The sequence below is a fragment of the Janthinobacterium woesei genome (assembly GCF_051380875.1).
Taxonomy (GTDB): Bacteria; Pseudomonadota; Gammaproteobacteria; order Burkholderiales; family Burkholderiaceae_D; genus Janthinobacterium.
Map to the genome: position 1 here is coordinate 255479 of NZ_JBNYXW010000008.1, position 21589 is coordinate 277067.

The following is a 21589-nucleotide window of genomic DNA, read 5'->3' on the forward strand; positions in this document are numbered from 1 at the left end:
CATTCCGTGGCTTGATTTCCGTGCATTTCTGCACGCTGCGAGGAAACACTTGCCGCGCACAGCCACGCATGGCAATAATGGCAGCCAATCACCGTTTTCTCTCCCACTTGACCTCCATGAACGCTTGCGCCATCGAATTTCACAACGTGCACATGCAGCAGGGCGGCATCGCCGTCCTGCGCGGCGTCGAGCTGGAAGTGCGTGCAGGGGAACTGTTCGGCCTGGTGGGCGTGAACGGGGCGGGCAAGACCACCTTGCTCAAATGCCTGTTCGATTTTTGCACGCCGGAACCGGGCAGCATCGCCATCTTCGGCCAGCCGCACCGGCACAGCGCGGCGCGCCAGCCCCTGTCCTTCCTGCCCGAGCGTTTCCAGGCACCTTACTATCTGACGGGCGACGATTTCCTGCGCTATTTGTTGAGCTTGCACAATGTGCGCCACGATGCGCAAGCGGTGCAGCACGCCATCGCCGCACTGGAGCTGGCGCCCGAGGCCCTGCGCCGTCCCGCACGCACGTATTCGAAAGGCATGATGCAAAAACTGGGGCTGGCCGCCTGCTTGCTGTCGGGCAAGCGGCAACTGGTGCTCGATGAACCGATGAGCGGACTCGACCCCAAGGCGCGCGCCCTCTTCAAGCAGGCGCTGCGGCAATGGCAGGCGCAGGGCCGTGGCGCCCTGCTCACCTCGCATGCACTGGCCGACGTGGAAGAGCTGTGCGACCGCATGGCCATCCTGCATGCGGGCCGTATCTTGTTTGCCGGCACGCCTGCCGAATGCCGCGCGCGCCACGGCGGCGCGCCGGACGCCAGCCTGGAGCAGGCTTTCTTGAATTGTATCGCCGCATGAGCGCCGCTACGCACACGCCCGCCCAGGCGCACGCCGCGCCAGGCATGCCGCCCGAGTTAGCACCCGATTTTCCGCCCAGCAACCCGCCGAGCAAGCCTTACGCGCCGTCGCCGCACGGCATGTATCTGCGCCATTTCGGCTTGCGCACGGCGCCCTTCGGCATCACGCCGGACCCGGCCTTCTTCTATCCGGGAAATACGCGCGGCGAGCTGCTCGACGCGCTGCTGTACGCCGTCACGCAGGGCGAAGGCATCATCAAGCTGACGGGGGAAGTGGGCAGCGGCAAGACCATGCTGTGCCGCATGCTGGCCGAACGGCTGCCGCCCCACGTCGATGTGCTGTATTTGCTCAATCCCAGCCTGGCCCCTGACGAAGTCCTGCACGCCATCGCGGCCGAACTGGGCCTGGCGCTGGACGAACGCCGCGCCGATGCCGTGCTGCGCGCCCTGCACGGCGAACTCATCAACCGGCATGCGGCGGGCCGGCAGGTGCTGCTGCTGGCCGAAGAGGCGCAAGCCATGCCGATCGATACGCTCGAAGCGCTGCGCCTGCTGACGAATCTGGAAACGGCCAGCCACAAGCTGCTGCAAATCGTGCTCTTCGGCCAGCCGGAACTGCAGCGCACCCTGGACTTGCCCCAGCTGCGCCAGTTGAAGGAGCGCATCACGCACAGTTTTACGGCGCCGCGCCTGCCACCAGCATTGCTGAACGACTACCTGGCGTGCCGCCTGACAGCGGCTGGCCGCGCGGCGCCGCTGCTCTTCACGCCAGCGGCACTGCGCCAACTGGCGCGCACATCGCAGGGCATCGTGCGCAGGATCAATATCCTGGCCGACAAGGCTCTGCTGGCGGCCTACGCGGACGACGCGCAGCACATCGCGGCGCGCCATATGCTCCTGGCCATCGCCGACAGCTCTTTTCGCCCCGCGCCCTGGCACCCGGGCAAGCTGCTAGCCGGCGCCTTGATCGCGCTCATGCTGCTGCTGGCCGCCGCGCTGCTGTGGCAGTGGTGGGCGCCGGGGCGATCCGGCGCGACTGCAACAACAGGCGTGACGAAGACTGCGGCCACTATGCTTGCCGCAGCGGCGGCCAGGACGGCACCGCTGGCACCACCAACCACCACCGCAAGCACCCAGGCAAGCACCCCAGCGGCACTGCCACAAATGCCTGCGTCCGCGCCTGCACCGCTGCTCGACAGCAGCCTGGCCGAGTCGCACATCTGGCTGGCCCGGCAGGGAGCACAGCAATTGACCTTGCATATCGCCAACCTGCCCGCCACCGATACGGCCGCAGCAGAAGCGTTCCTGCAACAGGCGCGGCTAGCCATCGGACTGCATGACCTGCACGTCTTTCGCCTGCCTGGCGCTGCGCTTGCCGATGCATCAAAAGAGGCGCAAGAGCGCCGGCTGGAAGGCGCAGCTGCAAGCGCCGCACCGCGCCTGGCCTTCGTCTACGGCAGCTTTGCCGACCTGGCCAGCGCCAAGGCGGTGTGGGCGCGGCTGGCCGGTGCGTCGCAGCAGAAAATATTGCTGAGCAACATAGACCATATCCGCACGGAAATGAAAACCATCGTCGTGGAAAACCCCCGGCGTGGCGCGCCCTGATTTTATTTCTTCCTGTTGCCTCCCGGACCTGCACAGACGGTTGCTTTTAGAGGATCATGGTGGTTAAAATTACAAAAGCACAACATGATTCCGAGGGCGAACTTTTCATGACTCAACACCCCATGATTCAACACCCCATGATTCCACGCCCTATTGCTGTGCTGGCCTCTTGCGTCACCCTTGCCTGCTGCGCCATGCTCGCTGGCTGCGCCTCGCATCAAATGTCCTTGTCGCCCGGTCACTTGAATGAAGCGCCCCGCCCGGCAGGCGCCATTCCAGAACCGGTGCAGCAAAGCAGCGTACTGGCCGCGCCGCTACCGGCCACCAAGGCCGAAACGTATAGCGTCACCGTGCACAAGGTGCCCGTGCAATCGCTGCTGTTTGCGCTGGCGCGCGACGCCGGCATGAATATCGACATCCACCCGCAGATCGAAGGCAGCGTGACCCTCAACGCGCTGAACCAGACCTTGCCACAACTGCTGGCGCGTATCAGCAGGCAAGTCGACATGCGCTACGAAATCGATGGCAAGAATTTGCTGGTACTGCCGGATGCGCCCGTGTGGCGCAATTACAAGGTCGATTACGTCAACATGGCGCGCAGCACCAACAGCAGCGTTAATATTGCCACGCAAATTTCCACGGCCGGCGGCGGCGGCAACAACGCTAACAGTCCCAATGGCGCTAGCCAGGGCAGCGGTGGCAATAACAATTCGACTACCCTGGTGGTGAATCGTTCAGAAAATAATTTCTGGTACAGCCTGGAAAAGAATATCCGCGACTTGCTGCGCGAAACCACGCTCAACGACGTGCAGGTGGACCCGCTGGCGCAACTGAACCAGCAATTGACGAATGCGCAGGGCAATACGCAAGGCCAACAGGGACAGGCGAACCAGCCCGGTCAGCCACAGAACCAGGGCGGCAATCAGTCAACCCAGGCTGGCGCCGGACAATATGGCAATCAGTACGGCAACCAGTATGGCGCCCAGCCGCCCATGCAGAATGGCGCTCAAGTCGCGCCGGGGCAGCAGCCAGGCGGCGCGAACGCGAACGCGGCCCAGGCGGTCGATGCGAATGGCATGCCGCTGTTAAAACTGGCCAACAAGGGCAGTCCGTCGTCGGTGGTGGTCAACGTCGAGGGCGGCTTGATCGCCGTGCGCGCCACGGGCCGCCAGCATGAAAAGATCGCCGAATTCCTTGACGTGGTGCTGCACAGCGCCAAGCGGCAGGTGCTGATCGAGGCCACCATCATCGAAGTGCGCCTGAGCAACGAATACCAGCAAGGCATCAATTGGTCGCGCCTGACGGGCAGCCTGCGCCTGAACCAGGGCCAAGTTGGCACCTCCGCCCTCAGCAGCGGCGTGACGCCAGGCGCCACGCCCGGCATCTTCGTGCTCAATTACCTCAAGGACAGCTTTACCACCACCATCCAGCTGCTGGAATCGTTCGGCAAGGTCAAAGTGCTGTCCAGCCCGAAGATCAGCGTGCTGAACAATCAGACGGCGATGCTGAAGGTGGTCGACAACAATGTCTTCTTTACCATCAAGGTCACGCCGGCCGTGATCAGCTCGACGGGCACCATCACCACGCCGGCAACCTATGAATCGAAGCTCGAAACGGTGCCCGTCGGCTTCGTCATGAGCGTCACGCCGCAAATTTCCGACAGCGACGAAGTGACCCTGAACGTGCGCCCCACTATCACGCGCATCGTTGGCTACGTGCAAGACCCGAACCCGGCCCTGGCCACGGCCAACGTGGTCAGCCGCGTGCCGGTGATCCAGGCACGCGAACTGGAATCGATCATGAAGGTGGGCAATGGCCAGATCGCCGTGATGGGTGGCCTGATGCAAGACTCCATCGACAACGCCAAGGATGGCGTGCCAGTCCTGTCCAGCCTGCCCCTGGTGGGCAATTTATTTACCTATCGTAACGAAGCGAACAGCAAGACGGAGCTGGTGATCTTCATGCGCCCCGTGGTAGTCAAGGATGCCAGCATCGATGGCGACTACCGCGACTACCGCTACCTGCTGCCTGGCCAGGCGCCGCTCAACAGCCAGCCATACACGGAAGGGCCGCCAGCGGCCACCGTACAGCCGCAGGCGCGCCTGCAGGGAGACTACCCATGAGCCTGCTCATGCAGGCGCTCAAGAAGGCCGAGCGCGCCAAGCAGAACAGCTTGCCGGACGAAGAGCTGGAAAAGCCGTCCGAAGCCTACGACCAGGTGCTGGAGCTGGCGCCGGCCGACGCCATGCCACCCCGTCCCACCACGCCCGCGCCAGCCGCCGCGCCGCCCGTACTGCCGGCGAACACGCTGAGGCTGGAACCGCTGGCCGATGCACCGCTTGAGCCCGGCGCGGCCCAGCCGACAGCGAGTTCGGGGTCGGAACCCGGGCCGCAGCCAGGCCAGCGCCCCGAGCCGCCGCGTGCGCGCCCGGAAGCGCAGCCAGCCCGATCACGCCCCAGCCGCAGCAAGACGCCGCCCAAGGGGCTCATGGGCTCCATCAGCGTTGACCCGGCCACCGTGCGCCTGGGCATCCTGCTGGCCATCTTGTTGCTGGTGGCCGGCGCCATGGCCTATTGGTACTGGCGCGCCAGCACCAGCCCCGGCGCAGGCGCCAACCTGCCCGGCGTGCCGATGCCGCTGACGGATGCCCCAGGCACGGCCAGTGCCGCCGGTCCCGTCGTGGTGCTGCCAGCGCCGGGCGTCGCCACGCCGGACAGCACGACGCCAGCGGCGCCACCACAGGATTTCCCCCGCGAGCAGCGCCAGCCACCCGGCGCAGCAGAGCAGCAGGCGATGATACAGGCGGCAGCCCAGGCCGCCGTGGCGGCGCAACTGGCACAACTGGCACAACCAGCCCCGCCCAGCCTGCCGCCCATCGCCGCACCCGACAACAGCCAGATCCAGGTGCGGCGCGACACGCCTGCGCCGCAGATCGCTCCCGGCGTGCAGCAAGCCTACCAGGCCCTGAACGGCGGCCAGCTGGGCACGGCACGCCAGCAATATGCAACGGTGCTGCAGCAGGACGCCAGCAACCGCGACGCGCTGCTGGGCCTGGCGGCCGTGGCCCTGCGCGAGAACCAGGGCGCGCAGGCGGCCTCGCTGTATGTACGTTTGCTGGAGATCAATCCCGACGATGGCGAAGCACTGGCCGGCCTGATCGGCCTGCGCCAGGGCGACGTGGTGCAAAGCGAAGCCAGGCTGAAAGCGATATTGGCCCGGACTCCCGACAGCGGCCCCGTGCTGTTTGCGCTGGGCAATGTGTACGCCAAGCAGCGCCGCTGGAACGAAGCGCAGCAGCAATTCTTCCGCGCCTACAGCGCCGCGCCGGGCAATCCCGACTATGCCTTCAACCTGGCCGTGGGCCTGGACCGGCTGAACCAGCCCAGGCTGGCCGCCACCTATTACCAGCGCGCGCTGGCTTTGGCGCAAACGGCGCCGGCCGGTTTCGACCGCGCCGCGGTGCAGGCGCGCCTGCGCGAATTGGGCAGCCCTGCGCCAACGGCGACGAACGCGGCCCCGGCCGCATCTGCGGTGCCAGGCAACGACCCAGCCATCATCATTACCCGTCAGGAATAAGCATTACATGGCAGAACAGGCAAAACTTCCGCTGGGCAAGTTGCTGATCCAGAAAGGCGTGATCAGCGAAGACCAGTTGCGCATCGCGCTGATCGAGCAAAAGCGCAGCAGCGAGCCGCTGGGCAAGCTGCTCATCACCTTGGGCTTCGTCACGGAAGCCACCGTGCGCGAGGCGCTCAGCGAAAACCTCAAGCAAGTCAGTGCGGATTTATCGAGCCTGGTGGTCGACGCCATCGCCTTGAAACTCATCCCGAAAGACGTGGCCAAGCGCTACCGCGTCTTTCCCATCGTGTACGAGCGGCAAGCCGACAACCTGATTTTGGCCATGGCCGACACCAGCAACATCGTGGCGCTCGATCAAATCAGCGCCATGCTGGTCAAGGGCATCACCATTTCCACGGTGCTGGTCAACGAATCGGATATTTCGCGCGCTATCGACCAGTATTACGGCTTCGAGCTGTCGATCGACGGCATCCTGCACGAGATCGAGACGGGCGAAGTCAGCTATCAAAGCATGGCTTCGCCGTCCGATGAATACAGCCAGCCCATGGTGCGCCTGATCGATGCGCTGCTGGCCGACGCCGTGCAAAATGGCGCTTCCGACATCCATTTCGAACCGGAACAGTCGTTCTTGCGCATACGCTACCGCATCGACGGCATCCTGCGGCAAATCCGCAGCCTGCACAAATCGTACTGGCCGGCCATGGCCGTGCGCCTGAAGGTGATGTCGAACATGAATATCGCCGAGGCGCGCGCGCCGCAGGATGGGCGCATCAGCATCAAATTTTCCGGACGGCAAATCGACTTTCGCGCCTCGGCGCAACCCACCACGCATGGCGAAAATTTCGTGCTGCGCGTGCTGGACCGGCAAAAGGGCATCGTGCCGCTGGACGCGCTGGGCCTGGCCGAGGCGGAACTGAACTTGCTCAAACTCATGATCGCGCGGCCCGACGGCGTGATCCTGGTGACGGGCCCGACGGGCAGCGGCAAGACCACCACCCTGTATTCGATACTCAGCCATATCAATACGGAAAGCGTCAACATCATGACGCTGGAAGACCCGGTCGAGTATCCCATGAACATGATACGCCAGACCTCCGTCAACGAATCGGTCAAGCTGGGCTTTGCCGACGGCATCCGCTCGATGATGCGGCAAGACCCGGACATCATCCTGGTGGGCGAGATCCGCGACCGCGAAACGGCGGAAATGGCGTTTGCCGCCGCCATGACGGGCCATCAGGTGTATTCCACCCTGCATACCAGCTCGGCCCTCGGTTCCGTCTCGCGCCTGCTCGACATCGGCATCCTGCCCGACATCATGGCCGGCAACATCATCGGCATCGTGGCGCAGCGCCTGGTGCGCCGCTTGTGTCCGCATTGCAAGGAAACGCTGATCGCCGACAGCATCGAGCGCCGCCTGCTGGGCCTGCATCCGGACGATGCGCCCGTAGCCATCTGCCGCGCCGTGGGCTGCGAGCGCTGCGCCCATCAAGGCTACAAGGGCCGTTTGGCCATCATGGAAATTCTCAAGATGACGGCCGAGCTCGATGAACTGACGGCGCGCCGCGCCAGTTTGCGCGAACTCAAGGCGGCCGCGCGCGCAGCCGGCTTCAAGGCCCTGGTCGACGATGGCATGCGCCGCGTGACCGAAGGCGTGACGACGCTGGAAGAAGTGGCGCGCGTGGTCGACCTGACTGACAGGCTCATCTGATGGCGCAATATGTCTACCGTGCCATGGATGCCGCCGGTGCAATGATTCCCGGCAGCATGGAAGCGGCCAATGTGCCGGACCTGGAAGCGCGCCTGCACCGCATGCAGCTCGACTTGATCGACTGCAAGATCACGGGCCAGTATCTGGTGCTGCTGGGCAAGCGGGTCATCCATCGCCGCGACTTGATCAATTTCTGTTTCCACATGGAACAGTTGACGGGCGCGGGCGTGCCCATCCTGGAAGGCTTGAACGACTTGCGCGAAAGCACGGACCATCCGCGCCTGCGCGAAGTGGTCACCGACCTGATCGAAAGCATCGAGGGTGGTTTGCCCCTGTCGGGCGCGCTGGCCCAGCATGGCGACATCTTCGACGCCACGTTTACCAGCCTGATCCTTGCGGGCGAACAAAGCGGCAGGATCGCCGAGGTGTTCAAAAATCTGTCGGAAAGTTTAAAGTGGCAAGATGAACTGGCCTCGCAGACGCGCAAGATTGTCATGTACCCCATCATGGTGGCCGTGGTGGTGGCGGGCGTGACGTTTTTCCTGATGATCTACTTGGTGCCCCAGCTGACGGCCTTCATTCGCAACATGGGCGGCGAGCTGCCGCTGCATACGCGCGTGCTCATTTTTGTCTCGACTATTTTCATCGACTACTGGTATCTGCTGCTGGCCCTGCCCGTGCTGCTGTTCTTTGGCCTGCGCGCGGCGATACGCCGCAACGCACAAGCACGCTACACCTTCGATGGCGTGAAGCTGCGGCTGTGGCTGGTCGGCCCCGTGCTGCACAAGATCATCCTGGCCCGCTTCGCCACGTTTTTCGCCCTGATGTATGCGTCCGGCATCAGCATCCTCGAATGCATCCGCCTGTCCGAAGGCATCGCCGGCAACCAGGTGGTGGCCGCCGGGCTGCGCCGCGCGGCCCAGCTGATCAGCGAGGGTCATGGCGTGACGGCCGCCTTCCAGCACACGGGCATCTTCCCGCCGCTGGTGATCCGCATGCTCAAAGTGGGCGAAGCAACAGGCTCGCTCGACACGGCCTTGCGCAATGTCAGCTATTTTTATAACCGCGAAGTGAAGGAATTGATTGAAAAAGTGCAAGCCATGATCGAGCCGGCCATGACGGTGATCCTGGGCCTGCTGCTGGGCTGGATCATGCTGTCGGTGCTGGGGCCCATTTACGACACCATCAGTACGATTAAAACTTGAACCCCGAGACCTGAGGCCGCCGTGTTCCGCAAACAATTGCTCTACATCACCAGCGACGCCCTGTGCGCCTACGACTGGCGCAACGGCGCGCTGGGCACCGGCCATGTCTTCCCTCCCAGCGCAGCCGGGCTGGACGGCTTCGCCGCGTGGCTGGAAGAGCCGCAGGAACAGCGGCTGGATGTGCCCGCCTACCTGCTGACGGACCTCATCGAAGAAGACTTCCAGCACCAGTTGCTGCCCCACGTGCGCGGCAAGGCGGGCCGCGCGCTGCTGGAGCGGCGCAAGCAGCAGTTGCACCGCGACACGCCCTACCGGGGCAGCGCCCTGCTGGGCCGCGAAAGCACAGGCCGCCACGACGACCAGGTGCTGTTCTTTGCCCTGACGAACCCCTCCTTGCTGCAGCCATGGACGGAAGCGCTGGAACACTTGCGCATTCCCGTGGCCGGCATCTATTCGACCAGCCTGCTGAGTATTGCCCTGGTCAAAAAACTGGTGCTCACGCATGAACACTTGCTGCTGGTGACGCAGCAGTCGGGCGGCTTGCGGCAAAGCTATTATGAAAAGGGCCAGCTGCGCTTCTCGCGCCAGACGGTCGCCATCGCGCTCGACGGCGTGGCCGTGAATATCGCGCTGGAAACGGAGAAGACGCGGCAGTTTCTGACCAGCACGCGCATGCTGTCGCGCGGCGAGGTCTTGAATACCGTCATCCTGGCGCCGGCCGCACAGATCACCAAGCTCAAATTACTATGTGACAACGACCTCGAAGTGGCTTACCACTTCATCGACCTGCAGCACGCCAGCTTGCGCGTGGGCTTGCGCCAGACGCCGGCGCTGGCCGACGAATTGTTGCTGACATTGCTGGGCAAGCATCCGCCACCCAGCCATTACCCGCCCGGCCCGCTGGCCCGCTACTACCACTTCCAGCGCGCGCGCAATGTGCTGTATGGCGCCAGCGCGCTGGTTGGCGCTTCGGCGGCCCTGTGGTGCGTGATTAACTTACTGGGCGGCATCAGCGATGGCGCGGCCACCGTGCGGCTACAGCAGGAAACGGCGTCCGACCAGAAACGCTACCACAGCAGCATGGCGAACCTGCCGCCGGCGCCCGCCAAGACGCAGAACATGAAGGTGGCCGTGACCCTGGGCCGCATGATAGCCAGCCAGGCGCCCGAACCGGGCCGCATGCTGGGCATCCTGAGCACGGCGCTGGAGCAGGCGCCGCAAGTCCAGCTCGCCCAGCTGCACTGGCATGCGGGCCAGGCGTCCGTCCGCACGGCCGGCAGCCCGCCAGCACCGCAGCCGCCAGGCGCCGGTGCCACCACCTTGAGCAGCAGCCTGGCCGGTATTCCCGCAGCGCCGCCGCAGGCGCTGCGCCTGGAAGCGGACGTGGCCATGCCGAATAATGACTACCGCGCCGCGCTGGGCGCCATCACCGCCTTTGCACAAACTCTGGCGCGCGAGCCAGGCATGCAGGTGGCAATCGAGGAAACCCCACTGGACTTGCGTTCCAGCGCGGCCCTGTCCGGCAAGAGCGCCACGCCTGCGCCGGACAGCCAGGCTCGCTTCACCCTTTTGCTTGTGTGGAAACCATGAGCGGCCCCGTCAAACAGGGGCCGCTGCCCGGCCTGAAAAAAGCTGCAGCCCCGGCGCACAGCCTGCCCGCCTGGCTGGGCGAGCTGGTGCTGATACGCGGCGCCCTGCTGTGCTTTACGCTGACCACGCTGGCCAGCCTGGCGCTGCTGAGCTTTAGCATCGCCTACCGCGAGCGCGAGGCGCAGCAGCGCGAATTCGCTGTGCATACGCGGGCGACGGCGGCCAGGCTGTTCAACCAAGCGGAGACAGAAAAAGGGGAAATCCGCGCCTACGAACCGCAATTTCTGGCCCTGCGCCTGCGCGGCCTGATCGGTGCGGAAAAACGCCTGGCCTGGATCGACGCCATTCGTCTGAGCCAGGAACAACGCAAATTATTGCCCATCGCTTACGACATCAGCGCGCAGCAAGTGTTGCCCGTGCCCACGCCGATGGTGATGGGCCAGTACCAGCTGCGCGGCAGCCGCATGCATCTGCAACTGGACTTGCTGCATGAACTCGATTTGCTGAACTTGCTCGACGATTTGCGCCAGGTCGGCTATTTCGCCGTGCAGGATTGCACGCTCAAGCGCAATGGCGCGGGCGCAGCCGCGGGTGCGAGTGTGAGTGCGAGTGGTGCGGGTGGCCCAATCGCCACGGGTGCCATGGCCCCCGTCCTCAGCGCCGAATGCAGCCTGCTGTGGCTAACCTTGGGCAGCGTGGCCGTGCCCGTGCTGGGGCCGCCATGAGGCGCGCCCTGCTCCTGTGCGTGCTGCTGGCCGGCACCGCACTGTGCGCCCAGGCCCAAGGGCCGCAGCTGGGACGCTTGTTCCTGTCGCCTGAACAGCGCGCCCAGCTCGATGCGCAGCGCTACGGGCCGCCGCCGGCCGATCCTGTCCTGGCCGCGCCCGCACCCCCGCCGCCACCGCCACCACCCGGCCCGCCCGTCGAACTGAATGGCGTGGTGCAGCGCAGCAGCGGGCGCTCCACCATCTGGCTCAACCAGACGCCGCAAAACGAGCCGCACAACCGCTTGAGAGGTGGCATGAATGGCAAGGGAAGCACCCTGAGCCTGCGCCTGTCGAACGGGCAGTTGATCTTGCTCAAACCGGGCCAGCGCTACGACCCGGCCAGCGGCAGCGTCAGCGAAGCGCCCGCGGAGCAGCCATGAAGCCACGGCACCGGCATGGACGCCAGCGCGGCGCCGCCCTGCTCTTGCTGGTCGCCGTGCTGGGCCTGGGCGCGGCCAGCCTGCTGATCAGCGCCTTCAGCCGCAATACGGGCGAGGCCGAACGCCAGTTGCGCACCCTGGCCACCCTGGCGCAGGCGCGCGACGCCTTGCTGGGCTTTGCCACCACGCATGGCCGCCTGCCGCGTCCGGCCGCGTCTGCCATCGATGGCCGCGAACGCCCCGCCGACTGCGCCAGCGACGCCGATTGCAGCGGCTTCCTGCCATGGGTGGCGCTGGGCGTGGCTGGCAGCGACGCCTGGGGCAAGCTGCTGCGCTACAGCGTCACGCCGGAAATGGCGCGCGCGCCCATCGTCTCGTTTTCCGCCGTCGCCAACCGCGTCGTGCTGGGCCGCGCTGGCCGTGGCGAACTGGCGTATGTTGCAGGACAGGAACTGTGCGATGTCAGCGCACAGTGCCTTCCCGTCGTGCTGTTCTCGCAAGGCAAAGAGCACTACGGCACGTCCGCCACCGGCGTGACACAGATCAATACGGCGCGCGGCAATGCCGATGAAGCGGCCAACGACTACGCCAGCCGCCGCTTCATTTCCCGCCCCGCCAGCGCCCAGGACGGTGTTCCCGGCGGCGTTTTCGACGACCAATTGAGCTGGATTACCTTGCCCATTCTGTATCAACGCATGCGCGCCGCGCGCAACCTGCCATGAGCGCCCGCCAACGGCATCGCCGCAACGTGGGCGGCTTTTCCCTGATCGAGATCGCCATCGTGCTGGTCATCGTCGGCCTGATGATAGGCGGGCTGGTCACGCCGCTGACGGTGCAGCTGGAGCAGCGCAAGGTGACCGAGACGCAACAGGCGCTCGACGAGGCGAAAGAAGCGCTGACGGGCTATGCCCTGCGCTATGGCTACCTGCCGTGTCCGGCCATTTCCAGCATGAATGGCCTGGAAGACCGGCGCGGCACGCGTTGCAATGGCGAAAAGCGCGTGGGCTTCCTGCCCTGGGCCAGCCTGGGGCTGCGCCAGGGTGACAGCTGGAACAACTTGTTTCGCTATAGCGTGACGCCCGCCTTCAGCGACAGCGAGCAGCAATTCAACCTGGGCACGCCGCGCGACATCAGCATCGCCACGCGCAACGGCGGCGCGCTGCTGCAGGCGACGGCGCAAAACGACATCCCGGCCATGATCATGTCGCACGGCAAGAACGGCTTTGGCGCCACCAGCGTACAGGGCCAGCGCCAGGCTGTGCTCGCCGGCAAGAATGTCGACGAGCGCAACAATGCATCGAACGCGGCCACCTTCATCAGCCGCGCCGCCAGCAGCGCGCAGCAGAGCGGCGGCGAGTTCGACGACATCGTCGTCTGGCTGTCGCCCAATATCCTGTTCAACCGCATGGTGGCCGCGCAAAGGCTGCCCCGCTGATGCCACTGCTGACACCCGCCCGTATCATCGCCCGCTACACCGTGCTCGAAGCGCTGCGCAGCCGGCTGCTGTGGCTATTCGTGCTGGCTGCCTGCGGCGCGGCGGGCCTGGCCAGCTTCCTGCAACAACTGGCGCTGACGGAAAGCGGCGCCGTGCAGGCGGCGCTGCTGGCAGCCATGCTGCGCCTGGCCAGCGTTTTCCTGCTGGTCACCTTCATCGTCACCAGCATGGCGCGCGAAGCGGCCGACAAGGGCCTGGAACTGCTGCTGGCCTTACCCATGCCGCGCGCCGCCTACCTGCTGGGCAAACTGCTGGGCTATGGGGCGCTGGCGGGCGTGCCGGCCGTGCTCTTCGGCCTGTTGATGGCGCTGTTCGCCGCGCCCGCGCAAAGCGCGCTGTGGGCCCTGTCCCTGCTGGGAGAATTGTGGATCGTCGCCACCTTCAGCCTGCTGTGCGTGGCCAGCCTGCAGCAAGCGCTGCCGGCGCTGGCCGCCGCCAGCGGCTTTTATGTGCTGGCGCGCATGGTGGGCAGCCTGCAATTGCTGGCGCACAGTTCCCTGGCGGGCCAATCCTGGCCGCAGCAAGCAATGACGGGCGCCATCGACCTGCTGGCCCTGCTGCTGCCGCGCCTCGATGCATTTACCCGCACGGAGTGGCTGCTGTACGCCACCGGTAACTGGCAGGCGCTGGCCGGCGTGGCGGCGCAAACGGCCATCTACGTCGCCTTGCTGGCCAGCTGCGCCCTGTGCGACTTTTACCGCAGGAACATCTGATGGCCACGCCACTGCGCCCCTGGTCCAGCGTGCCGCGCCCCGTATGCTGGCTGCTGGCGGGCACCGTGCTGCTGCAGCTGGGCTGGCGCCTGGCGCAGCAGCAATCGCCTCCGCAGGCGCGCGCGCTTGCTGCTGCGCCACCGGCCAACGTGGCGCGCCTGGCCAGCCTGGGTGAGCCGCTGGCCATGTCGAAAGGCATGCTGCTATACCTGCAATCGTTCGAAGACCAGCCCGGCGTCAGCCTGCCGTGGCACAAGCTCGACTATGCACGCCTGGCCGACTGGCTGGACACGGCGCAAACGCTCGATCCGCGCAGCCAGTATGCGCTGATGGCCGCCAGCGAGGTGTATGCGGGCGTGGCCGACCCGGCGCGCGCGCGGCGCATGCTGGCCTTTATCGCCAGCAGCTTTGCGGCCGACCCGACGCGCCGTTGGCCCGCCATGGCGCAGGCGGTGCTGGTGGCGAAGCACCAGCTGCACGACTTGCCGCTGGCGCTAAGCTATGCACGCCAGCTGCGTCTGCTGGCGACGGCGCCGCAAGTGCCGCCCTGGGCGCGCGAAATGGAAGCTTTTATTTTAGAGGACATGGACCAGCTCGACAGCGCCCGCCTGGTCATCGGCGGCCTGATCCAGAGCGGCCAGATCACGGACCCGCACGAGCTGGCTTTCCTGGCGCGCCGCCTCGATAAACTTGCTGTAAAGAAAGCAAAATTGGCGCAGTGACATGGCAACTGAAATACCATTTGAAATGCCATCTGCGCTCGATAAAATTTGCAGTAAACTGCCCATGACGGGACCCCGCAAGCCCACGCTTTTCATAAGGAATTTCCATGTCCCCACGCCGCCAGCAAGGCTTTACGCTCGTTGAAATCGCCATCGTCCTGGTCATCATCGGCTTGCTGCTGGGCGGCGTGCTGAAAGGGCAAGGCTTGATCGACAGCGCCAAGGTGAAAAACATCATCCAGCAATCGAATTCGCTGACGGCCGCCGTCAACGCCTACCAGGATAAATTTCGCGCCCTGCCCGGCGACGATATCCAGGCCACCGTGCACGTGCCCGGTTCGGCCGGCAACGGCAATGGCGATGGCCAGATCGGCGACGGCCAGCCGCGTGAATTCACGCTCGCGCCGCAGCACCTGGCGCTGGGCGGCTTCATCACCGGTTCCTACAATGGCACCTCGCAATTCATGACCAGCGCCCAGGGCGGCGCCGTCTACCTGTACAACGACGAAGTGGGCGGACGGGCCGGCAACGGCATCCGTTTCGACAACTTGCCGGAAGGCTACGCGGAGCAGATCGACAGCAAACTCGACGATGGCGTGGCCAGCACGGGCAGTGTCCGAGCGAACGTGCCATATGGCAATACCGGTGCTATTATTGCCCGTACAGCCGTGTTTTTCTGACAAGGCCATCATTGGTAATCGCCCATTTCCCGAGGCTCACTATCATGCCGCGAGCGTGCGCTTGCGCAATGTTTCCCCGCCGCATGTGCCGCACCGTCGCTCATTACTGAAAGGAACACTATGTCACTGCAGCGCACATTCCTCCTCTCCCTGGCCGCAGCCGCCGCCTTGCTGGCCGGCAGCGCGCAAGCGCAATATATGGGCCCATCGGCTGGACCCGACGCGCCCAAGAGCGTGGCCGCCATCCTGAAAAACCCCATCGACGACCAGGCCGTCGTGCTGCGCGGCTATCTGCTGCGCAAGGTGGGCAACGAAAAATACACGTTTTCCGACGGCACAGCGGAAATCCGCGTGGAAATCGACGACAAGATCTTCATGAATCGCAAGATCGATGCCAAGACGCAGGTGGAAATCCGCGGCGAAGTGGAAAAAGACTTCATGGAAAGCCCGGAAATCGATGTCGGCGTGCTGACCATCGTCCCGTAAGCGGCCCTGCCCTCCCGCCGCACCCCGGCGCGATGAGCACACAGGCCACCGGCCATCCGCGCAGCGCGGCGCCCTGTCTGTGTGCCTCGCGCCACCTTTCTTCCGCTGGAAAAACCAGGCTTGTCAGAACAATCAATTTCGTCTGGCATCTTTTCATTCAACCTCCGGCAGCGTGAGCGTGTCTGTCGATACATCCATTCTTGGAGCCTTCCGGGTGCAAGCTTTGCCTTCGATACGCTCAAGAATTTCATGGCTGGTACTCGCCTGTGCCATCCCGAGCGTGCTGGTGTTGCTGCTGTTGGCGCAAAGCTACACGCGCGAACGCGACCATGTCGACGTGAGTGAGACGTATTAGCTACGGATAACAGCGCATCAAAAACTCCGCCACGCACACGGGTTTGGTGTCGCCTTCCCTCTCCATGGTCACGGCCCAGTTCACTTGCGCGCCTTCCGGCAAGTCATCGACGGACAGGATGTCGAGCCGCGCGCGCAGGCGGCTGCCCACGGGCACGGGCGAGGGAAAGCGCACCTTGTTCAAGCCGTAATTGATGGCCATGCGGATGCCAGCCATGTTCAATGCCCCAGCTAACATGGCCGGCAGCAAGGACAAGGTCAGGAAGCCGTGCGCCACGGTGCCGCCATATGGCGACTCGCGCGCGCAGCGTTCGGCGTCCACATGGATCCACTGATGGTCGTCGGTGGCGTCGGCGAAGGTGTCGATGCGCTGCTGGGTGATGGTCAGCCAGTCGGAGATGGCCACGTGCTGGCCCGCCAGTTGTTGAAAGCCAGCAATGCCGGCGATGTCACGCATGGCCTGGCTCCTGGGGTCGGCGGCCGAACATGCCCATGCCTTCCACTGTGGTGACCACTTCCCCATGCTGGTTGCGCACGCTCCAGACGGAAATGACGATGCCACGGTCCGGTTTCGAACTCGAAGCGCGCACTTCCTTGACCTGGTAGGTCAGCGTCAAGGTGTCGCCCGCGCGCACGGGCTTGATCCAGCGGATGCTGTCCAGGCCGGGCGAGCCCATGCTGGACGAATGCCTGAGCAGATTGTCCACCACCAGGCGCATCATCATGCTGCAGGTGTGCCAGCCGCTGGCGATGACGCCCTTGAAGATGGTTTGCTCGGCGGCTGCATGGTCGATATGGAAGGGCTGCGGGTCAAAGTCAGTGGCGAAGGCGATGATTTCCGCCTCCGTCACATGGCGCTGGCCCAGCGCGATTTCCTGGCCTTGCGCAAAGTCTTCGAAATACCAGTGTTTGGGTGTGCTCGGCACGATCTGCGTCAATTCTGCGGTCATGCGGTCTCCGTCGGAAAAAAGCCCGGTTGGGCGATAAAGCGCTCGATATGGTGTTCCACGTCGCCCAGGGTCAGGGCGATCATGGACAGGCGCTTGAAATGGTGGGCGGCGGGCAATTCATCCGTCACGCCCATGCCGCCATGCAATTGCACGGCTTGCTGGCCGACAAAGGTGGCAGCCTGTCCCACCCGCGCCTTGGCGGCCGAGACGGTGCGGCGGCGCTCAAACACATCCTCGCTGTCGACCTTGGCGGCGGCCAGCATGGCCATCGAGCGCGCTTGCTCCAGGTGGATGAACATGTCGGCCATGCGGTGCTGCAGGGCCTGGAACTTGCCGATGGGCGCGCCGAACTGCTGGCGCGTCTTCAGGTATTCCAGGGTGGCGGCAAAGATGGCATCCATGGCGCCCACGGCTTCCGCGCACAGCAGGGCGGCGCCGTAGTCGGCAGCGGCGTCCAGCACGGGCCAGCCCTGCCCCGCCTGGCCGACCAGGGCGTCATGTCCCAGCACCACTTGCACCAGGGTCACCGTGGCGGCGCGCTGGCCGTCGATGGTGCGGTAATCGCGCAGCGTGACGCCGGGCGTATCCACGGGCACGAGGAATAGCGAGATGCCATCGGTGTCATCCTGATTGGCCTGATTACCGCTGCTGCGCGCCGAGACGATCAAGGCGCCCGCCTGCGCGCCATGGATGACGACGCTTTTGATGCCGTCGAGCACGAAACCATCTCCGCTACCCGTTGCCGTGGTGGCGATATCGTGCAAGTCGTGGCGCGACTGCCGTTCGCCCAGTGCGCAGGCCAGCTTCAGGCTGCCGCCCGCTACCTGTTCCAGCACGCCATCGTGGCCGCCCGCCAGCGTCAGGAAGCGCGCGCCCAGCATGGTGGCCAGATACGGTTCGACCACCAGTCCCCGTCCCAGTTCCTGCATCACCAGCAGCATGTCGACGGCCGTGCCATCGAAGCCGCCCGCGCTGGCTGGCAGCGGCAAGGCCGTCATGCCCAGCTCGGCCAGGGTGGCCCAGGCCGCGTCAGAGGTGCCCGTGGCCGAATGAATGATCTTTTGCCGCGTCTCGAAGCGGTAATCCTTGTCGACCCAGCGCCCCAGCGCATCGGCAAATTGCTGCTGTTCCTGATTAAAATTGAAGTCCATCTTGTCTCCCTCTTGCCTTACAGGCCCAGGATCATCTGCGTGATGATGTTTTTCTGGATTTCATTCGAGCCGCCATAGATCGATGTCTTGCGGTAATTGAAGTAATACGCGGCCAGCGGTGCAGCCAGGTCGTCGCCGCCAGCGCTGTGCTGCGCGCTGCCGTCGAGGTAGGCGGGATCGAACGGCAAGGCTTGCGGGCCGATGGCTTCCACCATCAGTTCCGTCAGCTGCTGCTGGATTTCCGAGCCGCGCACCTTCAGCATCGATGCCTGCGGCCCAGGCCCCTTGCCCTCTTCACTGATGACGCGCAAGACCGTCATTTCCAGCGCCATCAATTCGATTTCCAGGCTGGCCACCTTGGCCGCAAAGGCGGCGTCGTGCAAGAGCGGCGCGCCGCGCTTGGTTTGCTGCATGGCCAGTTGCTTGAGGAAAGTCAATTCGCGCCGGGAGCGGCCCACAGCGGCGATGCCCGTGCGCTCGTGGCCCAGCAGATACTTGGCGTAGGTCCAGCCCTTGTTTTCCTGGCCCACCAGGTTGCTGACGGGCACGCGCACATTGTCGAAGAAGACTTCATTTACTTCATGCTCTTCGTCGAGCATGATGATGGGGCGCACGGTGATGCCCGGCGTTTTCATGTCGATCAGCAAGAAACTGATGCCTTCCTGCTTGCGCACGGTGCTATCCGTGCGCACCAGGCAAAAAATCATGTCGGCATGCTGGCCCAGGGTGGTCCAGGTTTTCTGGCCATTGACGATGTAGTGCTCGCCGTCGCGCTCGGCCGTGGTTTTCAGGGAAGCGAGGTCGGAACCGGCGCCCGGCTCCGAATAGCCCTGGCACCACCAGTCGTCGCAGTTCAGGATGCGCGGCAGATAGTATGCTTTTTGTTCGGCATTGGCGAAGGCCATGATGACGGGCGCCACCATGTTGATGCCGAAGGGCAATATCGGCGGCGTGGCGGCGCGCGCGCACTCGTCTTCCCAGATGTGGCGCTGCACGGCCGTCCAACCCGTGCCGCCATGTTCGACGGGCCAGGCCGGCGCGGCCCAGCCTTGTTGCGCAACGATCTTGTGCCAGCGCACATAATCGTCCTTGGACAGTCGCAGATGCTGGCGCACCTTGCGCTGCAAGTCGGCCGGCAGATGGCTGTCCAGGAAAGCGCGCACGCAGTCGCGGAAGGCGTTCTCCTCGGCCGTGTAATGTAGATCCATGTCTGTCTCCTTGTTCTTATGATATGTCGTAATGACTGCACGCAAGGAAGCTCAGCGCACAAAAAAGCACGACCGTTCTCAAGGATTGTACAACAGAATGGGAGCGGCGCCAGGCCTTTTACACAGGCTGGCGCGGCACGGGGGAATTGACCCGAACTGGCAGGAATTAACCGGCTGCTGCCGTTGGCAGGTTACGCCCCAAAGCGGCCGGTCATCAAAGCCCTTTGAATGATTCCTGTGGCTACCCTGGAAAGGAGGTGAGGCCAGGAGTAGTTGAGCCACTCGGGCCAGGAGTACGTGCGACATTCATGATCCAGCACACCATGGCGAAGTAGCCGACGAGCGCCGTCAGTTCCACCGTCCCCGGTTCCCCGAAACTGGAGGTTGCCACGGCATAGGTTTCATCACTGACGCCATGTCTTAATATTAGCTCACTCACAAAATCGACTGCGCACTCTTCGTCAGCGGGAAGACCTCGCGGACGCCGTCCAGCTGCCAGCGAATTGATTGCCTCCAAAGTCACACCCGCCTTCGTGGCCAAAGGCGCATGGGTCTGCCATTCAAACTGGTTACCCGTTTCCCTTGCAACGACACAGATGGTGAGTTCGCGGATTCTGTCCGGCAGCGTCCCGTCAAATCGTAGGGTTTCACCGATCTTCCCGATCCGTTCCATGAGTACGGGTGCCTGTAGCAACGGGACGAAGGGACCGAAGAGTGCCTTGCGCGGGCCGTTGATGATGGCGTCCGCCGCGGCCCGTTGCGCTTCGCTCATAGCATCGGCCTCGGGAATGGACAATCGCTCCGATTTTGAGCGGCCAAAACCCTGCGGGGTGCCTATGAGGTCTGGAAATGTGTACATCGATGTTCCTTAATGAAAATTGTGACGAAAATTGTGGCGACGTACCTCTCGCCACAGGTAGAAAGCACTCAAAAGCAAGCCTGCCGCCGACAGCTCCAACGCATAGTTCAAGGCAGTGGAGTAATCTGTGGTGAAACGGCCGATGGCAGCGGACGCGACAGGACCCATCAGTTGGCCGAATGCGAACCCCGCAGTCATCTGCCCCAAAACCACAGTGGCATCACCTTCGGCACGAGCTCGGGCTTCCTGCATGGCAAGCATAGTGATCACCATGAAAGTACCGCCCACCAGCAATGCCGCTATCGCAACACTGATGAGCGAGGCCCAAATGCTAGGCAGCAACACTCCGATTGCCATCAAGAAGTGAGACGCTGCCCACACGCTCAGCTGATTGGTCCTTTGCAGCCTCCAGGAAACAAAAACGGTGGATAACGCCGCAGCCATCCCAAACAAGGGCCAAGCCCAGCCGAACACCTGGGGGTCATCCACCAACCCCCGAGCTAGCGTCGGCAGATAGGTGGCCGGCAGAATGTACCCAAATCCGAACAGGGAGTAGCAGACGATCAGGCCGCCGGTTTTGGCAGGCGGATTACGCGAGGAACTATGTGGAACTGATGTTCCTGTGCCGACAATATGGACGGGCAATCTCCGGCTTACCGCCAACGGAAATAATGCCACTATTGACGCAAGGAAAGCTAATTTAACCCACATCTTGAGCGACGTCACTTCCGTCCCGGCGACAACGAGGCAGAACATGCCCGCTGCCGCAATGCCCAGCCCGACCCCCGCGAACATAACCCCCGCCAGATGCGGACGACCGAAAGATGCTAGCCACCCCAGTCCCCACGCGCTGGTGGCAACCAGGGTCCAGGCGCTCATCACTCCCGCTGCGAACCGAAGGATTGCCCAATTCGGAACGGATGAAGTCCAGCCGACGGCCGCTGTGACTACCACGGTGCTGATCAGTCCTAACGCGAGAAGAGTTGCGGACTTCACCCTTATTCGGGAAGCCACCAATGCTCCCACGAGATAGCCGAGGTAATTGCTAGCCGCGAGCAGTGCACCAGCTTCGCTGTTAAGCAGACCGTCCCGTACCATCAATGGAAAAAGTGGGGTGAAGGCAAAACGTCCCACTCCCATGGCAATGGCCAGGGAGATCATTGCAGCCGTACAAACTGTCACGGCAACGCGCCCGGAACTGGCGCCGGGCGAAAGTTCTGGAGTGGTCATGGACGTCGAAAGTATTGGAGTTGTCATGGGCGTCATTAAAGCCCAGTTTTCCGTTTCTTAAT

At 63.9% G+C, this 21589-nt stretch carries 22 protein-coding genes; 16 read left to right on the forward strand and 6 right to left on the reverse strand.

Translation table 11 applies throughout. The features are described 5' to 3' along the window. Nucleotides 1-77 precede the first annotated feature (77 nt). The 16 genes from ACQ4W6_RS11515 to ACQ4W6_RS11590 all read left to right on the forward strand — a co-directional run bounded on the left by ACQ4W6_RS11515 (nucleotide 78) and on the right by ACQ4W6_RS11590 (nucleotide 16130). Complete coding sequence (locus ACQ4W6_RS11515) at nucleotides 78-845, forward strand: ABC transporter ATP-binding protein (protein ID WP_436567324.1); 768 nt, start codon at nucleotides 78-80, stop codon at nucleotides 843-845. Beyond that, nucleotides 842-2449: an ExeA family protein gene (locus tag ACQ4W6_RS11520; RefSeq protein WP_436567325.1), complete on the forward strand. Its 1608-nt coding sequence runs from the start codon at nucleotides 842-844 to the stop codon at nucleotides 2447-2449. The genes ACQ4W6_RS11515 and ACQ4W6_RS11520 overlap by 4 nt, the downstream gene beginning before the upstream one ends. Nucleotides 2450-2586: 137 nt before the next feature. Continuing rightward, nucleotides 2587-4572, forward strand: coding sequence for a secretin GspD/PilQ domain-containing protein (locus tag ACQ4W6_RS11525; protein WP_436567326.1), 1986 nt, complete (start codon nucleotides 2587-2589; stop codon nucleotides 4570-4572). Beyond that, nucleotides 4569-6026 (forward strand): tetratricopeptide repeat protein, encoded by a 1458-nt coding sequence (locus tag ACQ4W6_RS11530; RefSeq protein ID WP_436567327.1) that lies wholly within the window; start codon nucleotides 4569-4571, stop codon nucleotides 6024-6026. The genes ACQ4W6_RS11525 and ACQ4W6_RS11530 overlap by 4 nt, the downstream gene beginning before the upstream one ends. 7 nt (nucleotides 6027-6033) lie before the next feature. Beyond that, nucleotides 6034-7737, forward strand: a complete 1704-nt coding sequence (locus ACQ4W6_RS11535; RefSeq protein WP_436567328.1) for a GspE/PulE family protein — start codon at nucleotides 6034-6036, stop codon at nucleotides 7735-7737. Beyond that, nucleotides 7737-8942, forward strand: coding sequence for a type II secretion system F family protein (locus tag ACQ4W6_RS11540; protein ID WP_436567329.1), 1206 nt, complete (start codon nucleotides 7737-7739; stop codon nucleotides 8940-8942). The genes ACQ4W6_RS11535 and ACQ4W6_RS11540 overlap by 1 nt, the downstream gene beginning before the upstream one ends. Before the next feature lie 21 nt (nucleotides 8943-8963). Continuing rightward, a complete protein-coding gene (locus tag ACQ4W6_RS11545) occupies nucleotides 8964-10532 on the forward strand; it encodes a hypothetical protein (RefSeq protein WP_436567330.1) in 1569 nt (522 codons plus the stop codon). After that, nucleotides 10529-11257 (forward strand): hypothetical protein, encoded by a 729-nt coding sequence (locus ACQ4W6_RS11550; protein ID WP_436567331.1) that lies wholly within the window; start codon nucleotides 10529-10531, stop codon nucleotides 11255-11257. The genes ACQ4W6_RS11545 and ACQ4W6_RS11550 overlap by 4 nt, the downstream gene beginning before the upstream one ends. Further along, nucleotides 11254-11679: a hypothetical protein gene (locus tag ACQ4W6_RS11555; RefSeq protein ID WP_436567332.1), complete on the forward strand. Its 426-nt coding sequence runs from the start codon at nucleotides 11254-11256 to the stop codon at nucleotides 11677-11679. Before ACQ4W6_RS11550 ends, ACQ4W6_RS11555 begins: the two co-directional genes overlap by 4 nt. Next, nucleotides 11676-12401: a hypothetical protein gene (locus ACQ4W6_RS11560; protein WP_436567333.1), complete on the forward strand. Its 726-nt coding sequence runs from the start codon at nucleotides 11676-11678 to the stop codon at nucleotides 12399-12401. The genes ACQ4W6_RS11555 and ACQ4W6_RS11560 overlap by 4 nt, the downstream gene beginning before the upstream one ends. Then, nucleotides 12398-13114, forward strand: coding sequence for a prepilin-type N-terminal cleavage/methylation domain-containing protein (locus ACQ4W6_RS11565; protein WP_436567334.1), 717 nt, complete (start codon nucleotides 12398-12400; stop codon nucleotides 13112-13114). Before ACQ4W6_RS11560 ends, ACQ4W6_RS11565 begins: the two co-directional genes overlap by 4 nt. Then, nucleotides 13114-13887 carry an ABC transporter permease subunit gene (locus ACQ4W6_RS11570; protein WP_436567335.1) on the forward strand — a complete coding sequence of 258 codons (774 nt, stop codon included), beginning with the start codon at nucleotides 13114-13116 and terminating at the stop codon, nucleotides 13885-13887. The genes ACQ4W6_RS11565 and ACQ4W6_RS11570 overlap by 1 nt, the downstream gene beginning before the upstream one ends. Further along, complete coding sequence (locus ACQ4W6_RS11575) at nucleotides 13887-14609, forward strand: hypothetical protein (protein WP_436567336.1); 723 nt, start codon at nucleotides 13887-13889, stop codon at nucleotides 14607-14609. The genes ACQ4W6_RS11570 and ACQ4W6_RS11575 overlap by 1 nt, the downstream gene beginning before the upstream one ends. A 107-nt stretch (nucleotides 14610-14716) precedes the next feature. Continuing rightward, nucleotides 14717-15289 (forward strand): prepilin-type N-terminal cleavage/methylation domain-containing protein, encoded by a 573-nt coding sequence (locus ACQ4W6_RS11580; RefSeq protein ID WP_436567337.1) that lies wholly within the window; start codon nucleotides 14717-14719, stop codon nucleotides 15287-15289. Nucleotides 15290-15409: 120 nt separating this feature from the next. Then, a complete protein-coding gene (locus ACQ4W6_RS11585) occupies nucleotides 15410-15775 on the forward strand; it encodes a NirD/YgiW/YdeI family stress tolerance protein (RefSeq protein WP_436567338.1) in 366 nt (121 codons plus the stop codon). A 214-nt stretch (nucleotides 15776-15989) separates the two neighbouring features. After that, complete coding sequence (locus tag ACQ4W6_RS11590; RefSeq protein ID WP_436567339.1) at nucleotides 15990-16130, forward strand: hypothetical protein; 141 nt, start codon at nucleotides 15990-15992, stop codon at nucleotides 16128-16130. Here the strand turns inward: ACQ4W6_RS11590 and ACQ4W6_RS11595 are convergent, their stop codons facing one another. The 6 genes from ACQ4W6_RS11595 to ACQ4W6_RS11620 form a co-directional block, all read right to left on the reverse strand. Next, entirely contained in the window at nucleotides 16131-16586 is a 456-nt protein-coding gene (locus tag ACQ4W6_RS11595) for a MaoC family dehydratase (protein ID WP_436567340.1), read from the reverse strand. It abuts the gene before it with no gap. Beyond that, nucleotides 16579-17079: a MaoC family dehydratase gene (locus tag ACQ4W6_RS11600; RefSeq protein WP_436567341.1), complete on the reverse strand. Its 501-nt coding sequence runs from the start codon at nucleotides 17077-17079 to the stop codon at nucleotides 16579-16581. The genes ACQ4W6_RS11595 and ACQ4W6_RS11600 overlap by 8 nt, the downstream gene beginning before the upstream one ends. Then, entirely contained in the window at nucleotides 17076-18230 is a 1155-nt protein-coding gene (locus tag ACQ4W6_RS11605; RefSeq protein ID WP_436567342.1) for an acyl-CoA dehydrogenase family protein, read from the reverse strand. Before ACQ4W6_RS11605 ends, ACQ4W6_RS11600 begins: the two co-directional genes overlap by 4 nt. A gap of 17 nt (nucleotides 18231-18247) precedes the next feature. Further along, complete coding sequence (locus tag ACQ4W6_RS11610) at nucleotides 18248-19438, reverse strand: acyl-CoA dehydrogenase family protein (protein WP_436567343.1); 1191 nt, start codon at nucleotides 19436-19438, stop codon at nucleotides 18248-18250. 241 nt (nucleotides 19439-19679) lie between these two features. Then, nucleotides 19680-20297, reverse strand: a complete 618-nt coding sequence (locus tag ACQ4W6_RS11615) for a carboxymuconolactone decarboxylase family protein (RefSeq protein ID WP_436567344.1) — start codon at nucleotides 20295-20297, stop codon at nucleotides 19680-19682. A 9-nt stretch (nucleotides 20298-20306) separates the two neighbouring features. Further along, nucleotides 20307-21554 carry a YbfB/YjiJ family MFS transporter gene (locus tag ACQ4W6_RS11620; RefSeq protein ID WP_436567345.1) on the reverse strand — a complete coding sequence of 416 codons (1248 nt, stop codon included), beginning with the start codon at nucleotides 21552-21554 and terminating at the stop codon, nucleotides 20307-20309. Nucleotides 21555-21589: the final 35 nt, after the last annotated feature.

Coding starts and splice junctions, on each gene's coding strand:
- ACQ4W6_RS11555 (WP_436567332.1), top strand. CDS start 11,254: ATGAGGCGCGCCCTGCTCCTGTGCGTGCTGCTGGCCGGCACCGCACTG.
- ACQ4W6_RS11515 (WP_436567324.1), top strand. CDS start 78: ATGGCAGCCAATCACCGTTTTCTCTCCCACTTGACCTCCATGAACGCT.
- ACQ4W6_RS11540 (WP_436567329.1), top strand. CDS start 7,737: ATGGCGCAATATGTCTACCGTGCCATGGATGCCGCCGGTGCAATGATT.
- ACQ4W6_RS11535 (WP_436567328.1), top strand. CDS start 6,034: ATGGCAGAACAGGCAAAACTTCCGCTGGGCAAGTTGCTGATCCAGAAA.
- ACQ4W6_RS11595 (WP_436567340.1), bottom strand. CDS start 16,586: ATGCGTGACATCGCCGGCATTGCTGGCTTTCAACAACTGGCGGGCCAG.
- ACQ4W6_RS11620 (WP_436567345.1), bottom strand. CDS start 21,554: ATGACAACTCCAATACTTTCGACGTCCATGACCACTCCAGAACTTTCG.
- ACQ4W6_RS11600 (WP_436567341.1), bottom strand. CDS start 17,079: ATGACCGCAGAATTGACGCAGATCGTGCCGAGCACACCCAAACACTGG.
- ACQ4W6_RS11530 (WP_436567327.1), top strand. CDS start 4,569: ATGAGCCTGCTCATGCAGGCGCTCAAGAAGGCCGAGCGCGCCAAGCAG.
- ACQ4W6_RS11560 (WP_436567333.1), top strand. CDS start 11,676: ATGAAGCCACGGCACCGGCATGGACGCCAGCGCGGCGCCGCCCTGCTC.
- ACQ4W6_RS11580 (WP_436567337.1), top strand. CDS start 14,717: ATGTCCCCACGCCGCCAGCAAGGCTTTACGCTCGTTGAAATCGCCATC.
- ACQ4W6_RS11575 (WP_436567336.1), top strand. CDS start 13,887: ATGGCCACGCCACTGCGCCCCTGGTCCAGCGTGCCGCGCCCCGTATGC.
- ACQ4W6_RS11550 (WP_436567331.1), top strand. CDS start 10,529: ATGAGCGGCCCCGTCAAACAGGGGCCGCTGCCCGGCCTGAAAAAAGCT.
- ACQ4W6_RS11570 (WP_436567335.1), top strand. CDS start 13,114: ATGCCACTGCTGACACCCGCCCGTATCATCGCCCGCTACACCGTGCTC.
- ACQ4W6_RS11565 (WP_436567334.1), top strand. CDS start 12,398: ATGAGCGCCCGCCAACGGCATCGCCGCAACGTGGGCGGCTTTTCCCTG.
- ACQ4W6_RS11520 (WP_436567325.1), top strand. CDS start 842: ATGAGCGCCGCTACGCACACGCCCGCCCAGGCGCACGCCGCGCCAGGC.
- ACQ4W6_RS11615 (WP_436567344.1), bottom strand. CDS start 20,297: ATGTACACATTTCCAGACCTCATAGGCACCCCGCAGGGTTTTGGCCGC.
- ACQ4W6_RS11605 (WP_436567342.1), bottom strand. CDS start 18,230: ATGGACTTCAATTTTAATCAGGAACAGCAGCAATTTGCCGATGCGCTG.
- ACQ4W6_RS11525 (WP_436567326.1), top strand. CDS start 2,587: ATGATTCCACGCCCTATTGCTGTGCTGGCCTCTTGCGTCACCCTTGCC.
- ACQ4W6_RS11610 (WP_436567343.1), bottom strand. CDS start 19,438: ATGGATCTACATTACACGGCCGAGGAGAACGCCTTCCGCGACTGCGTG.
- ACQ4W6_RS11585 (WP_436567338.1), top strand. CDS start 15,410: ATGTCACTGCAGCGCACATTCCTCCTCTCCCTGGCCGCAGCCGCCGCC.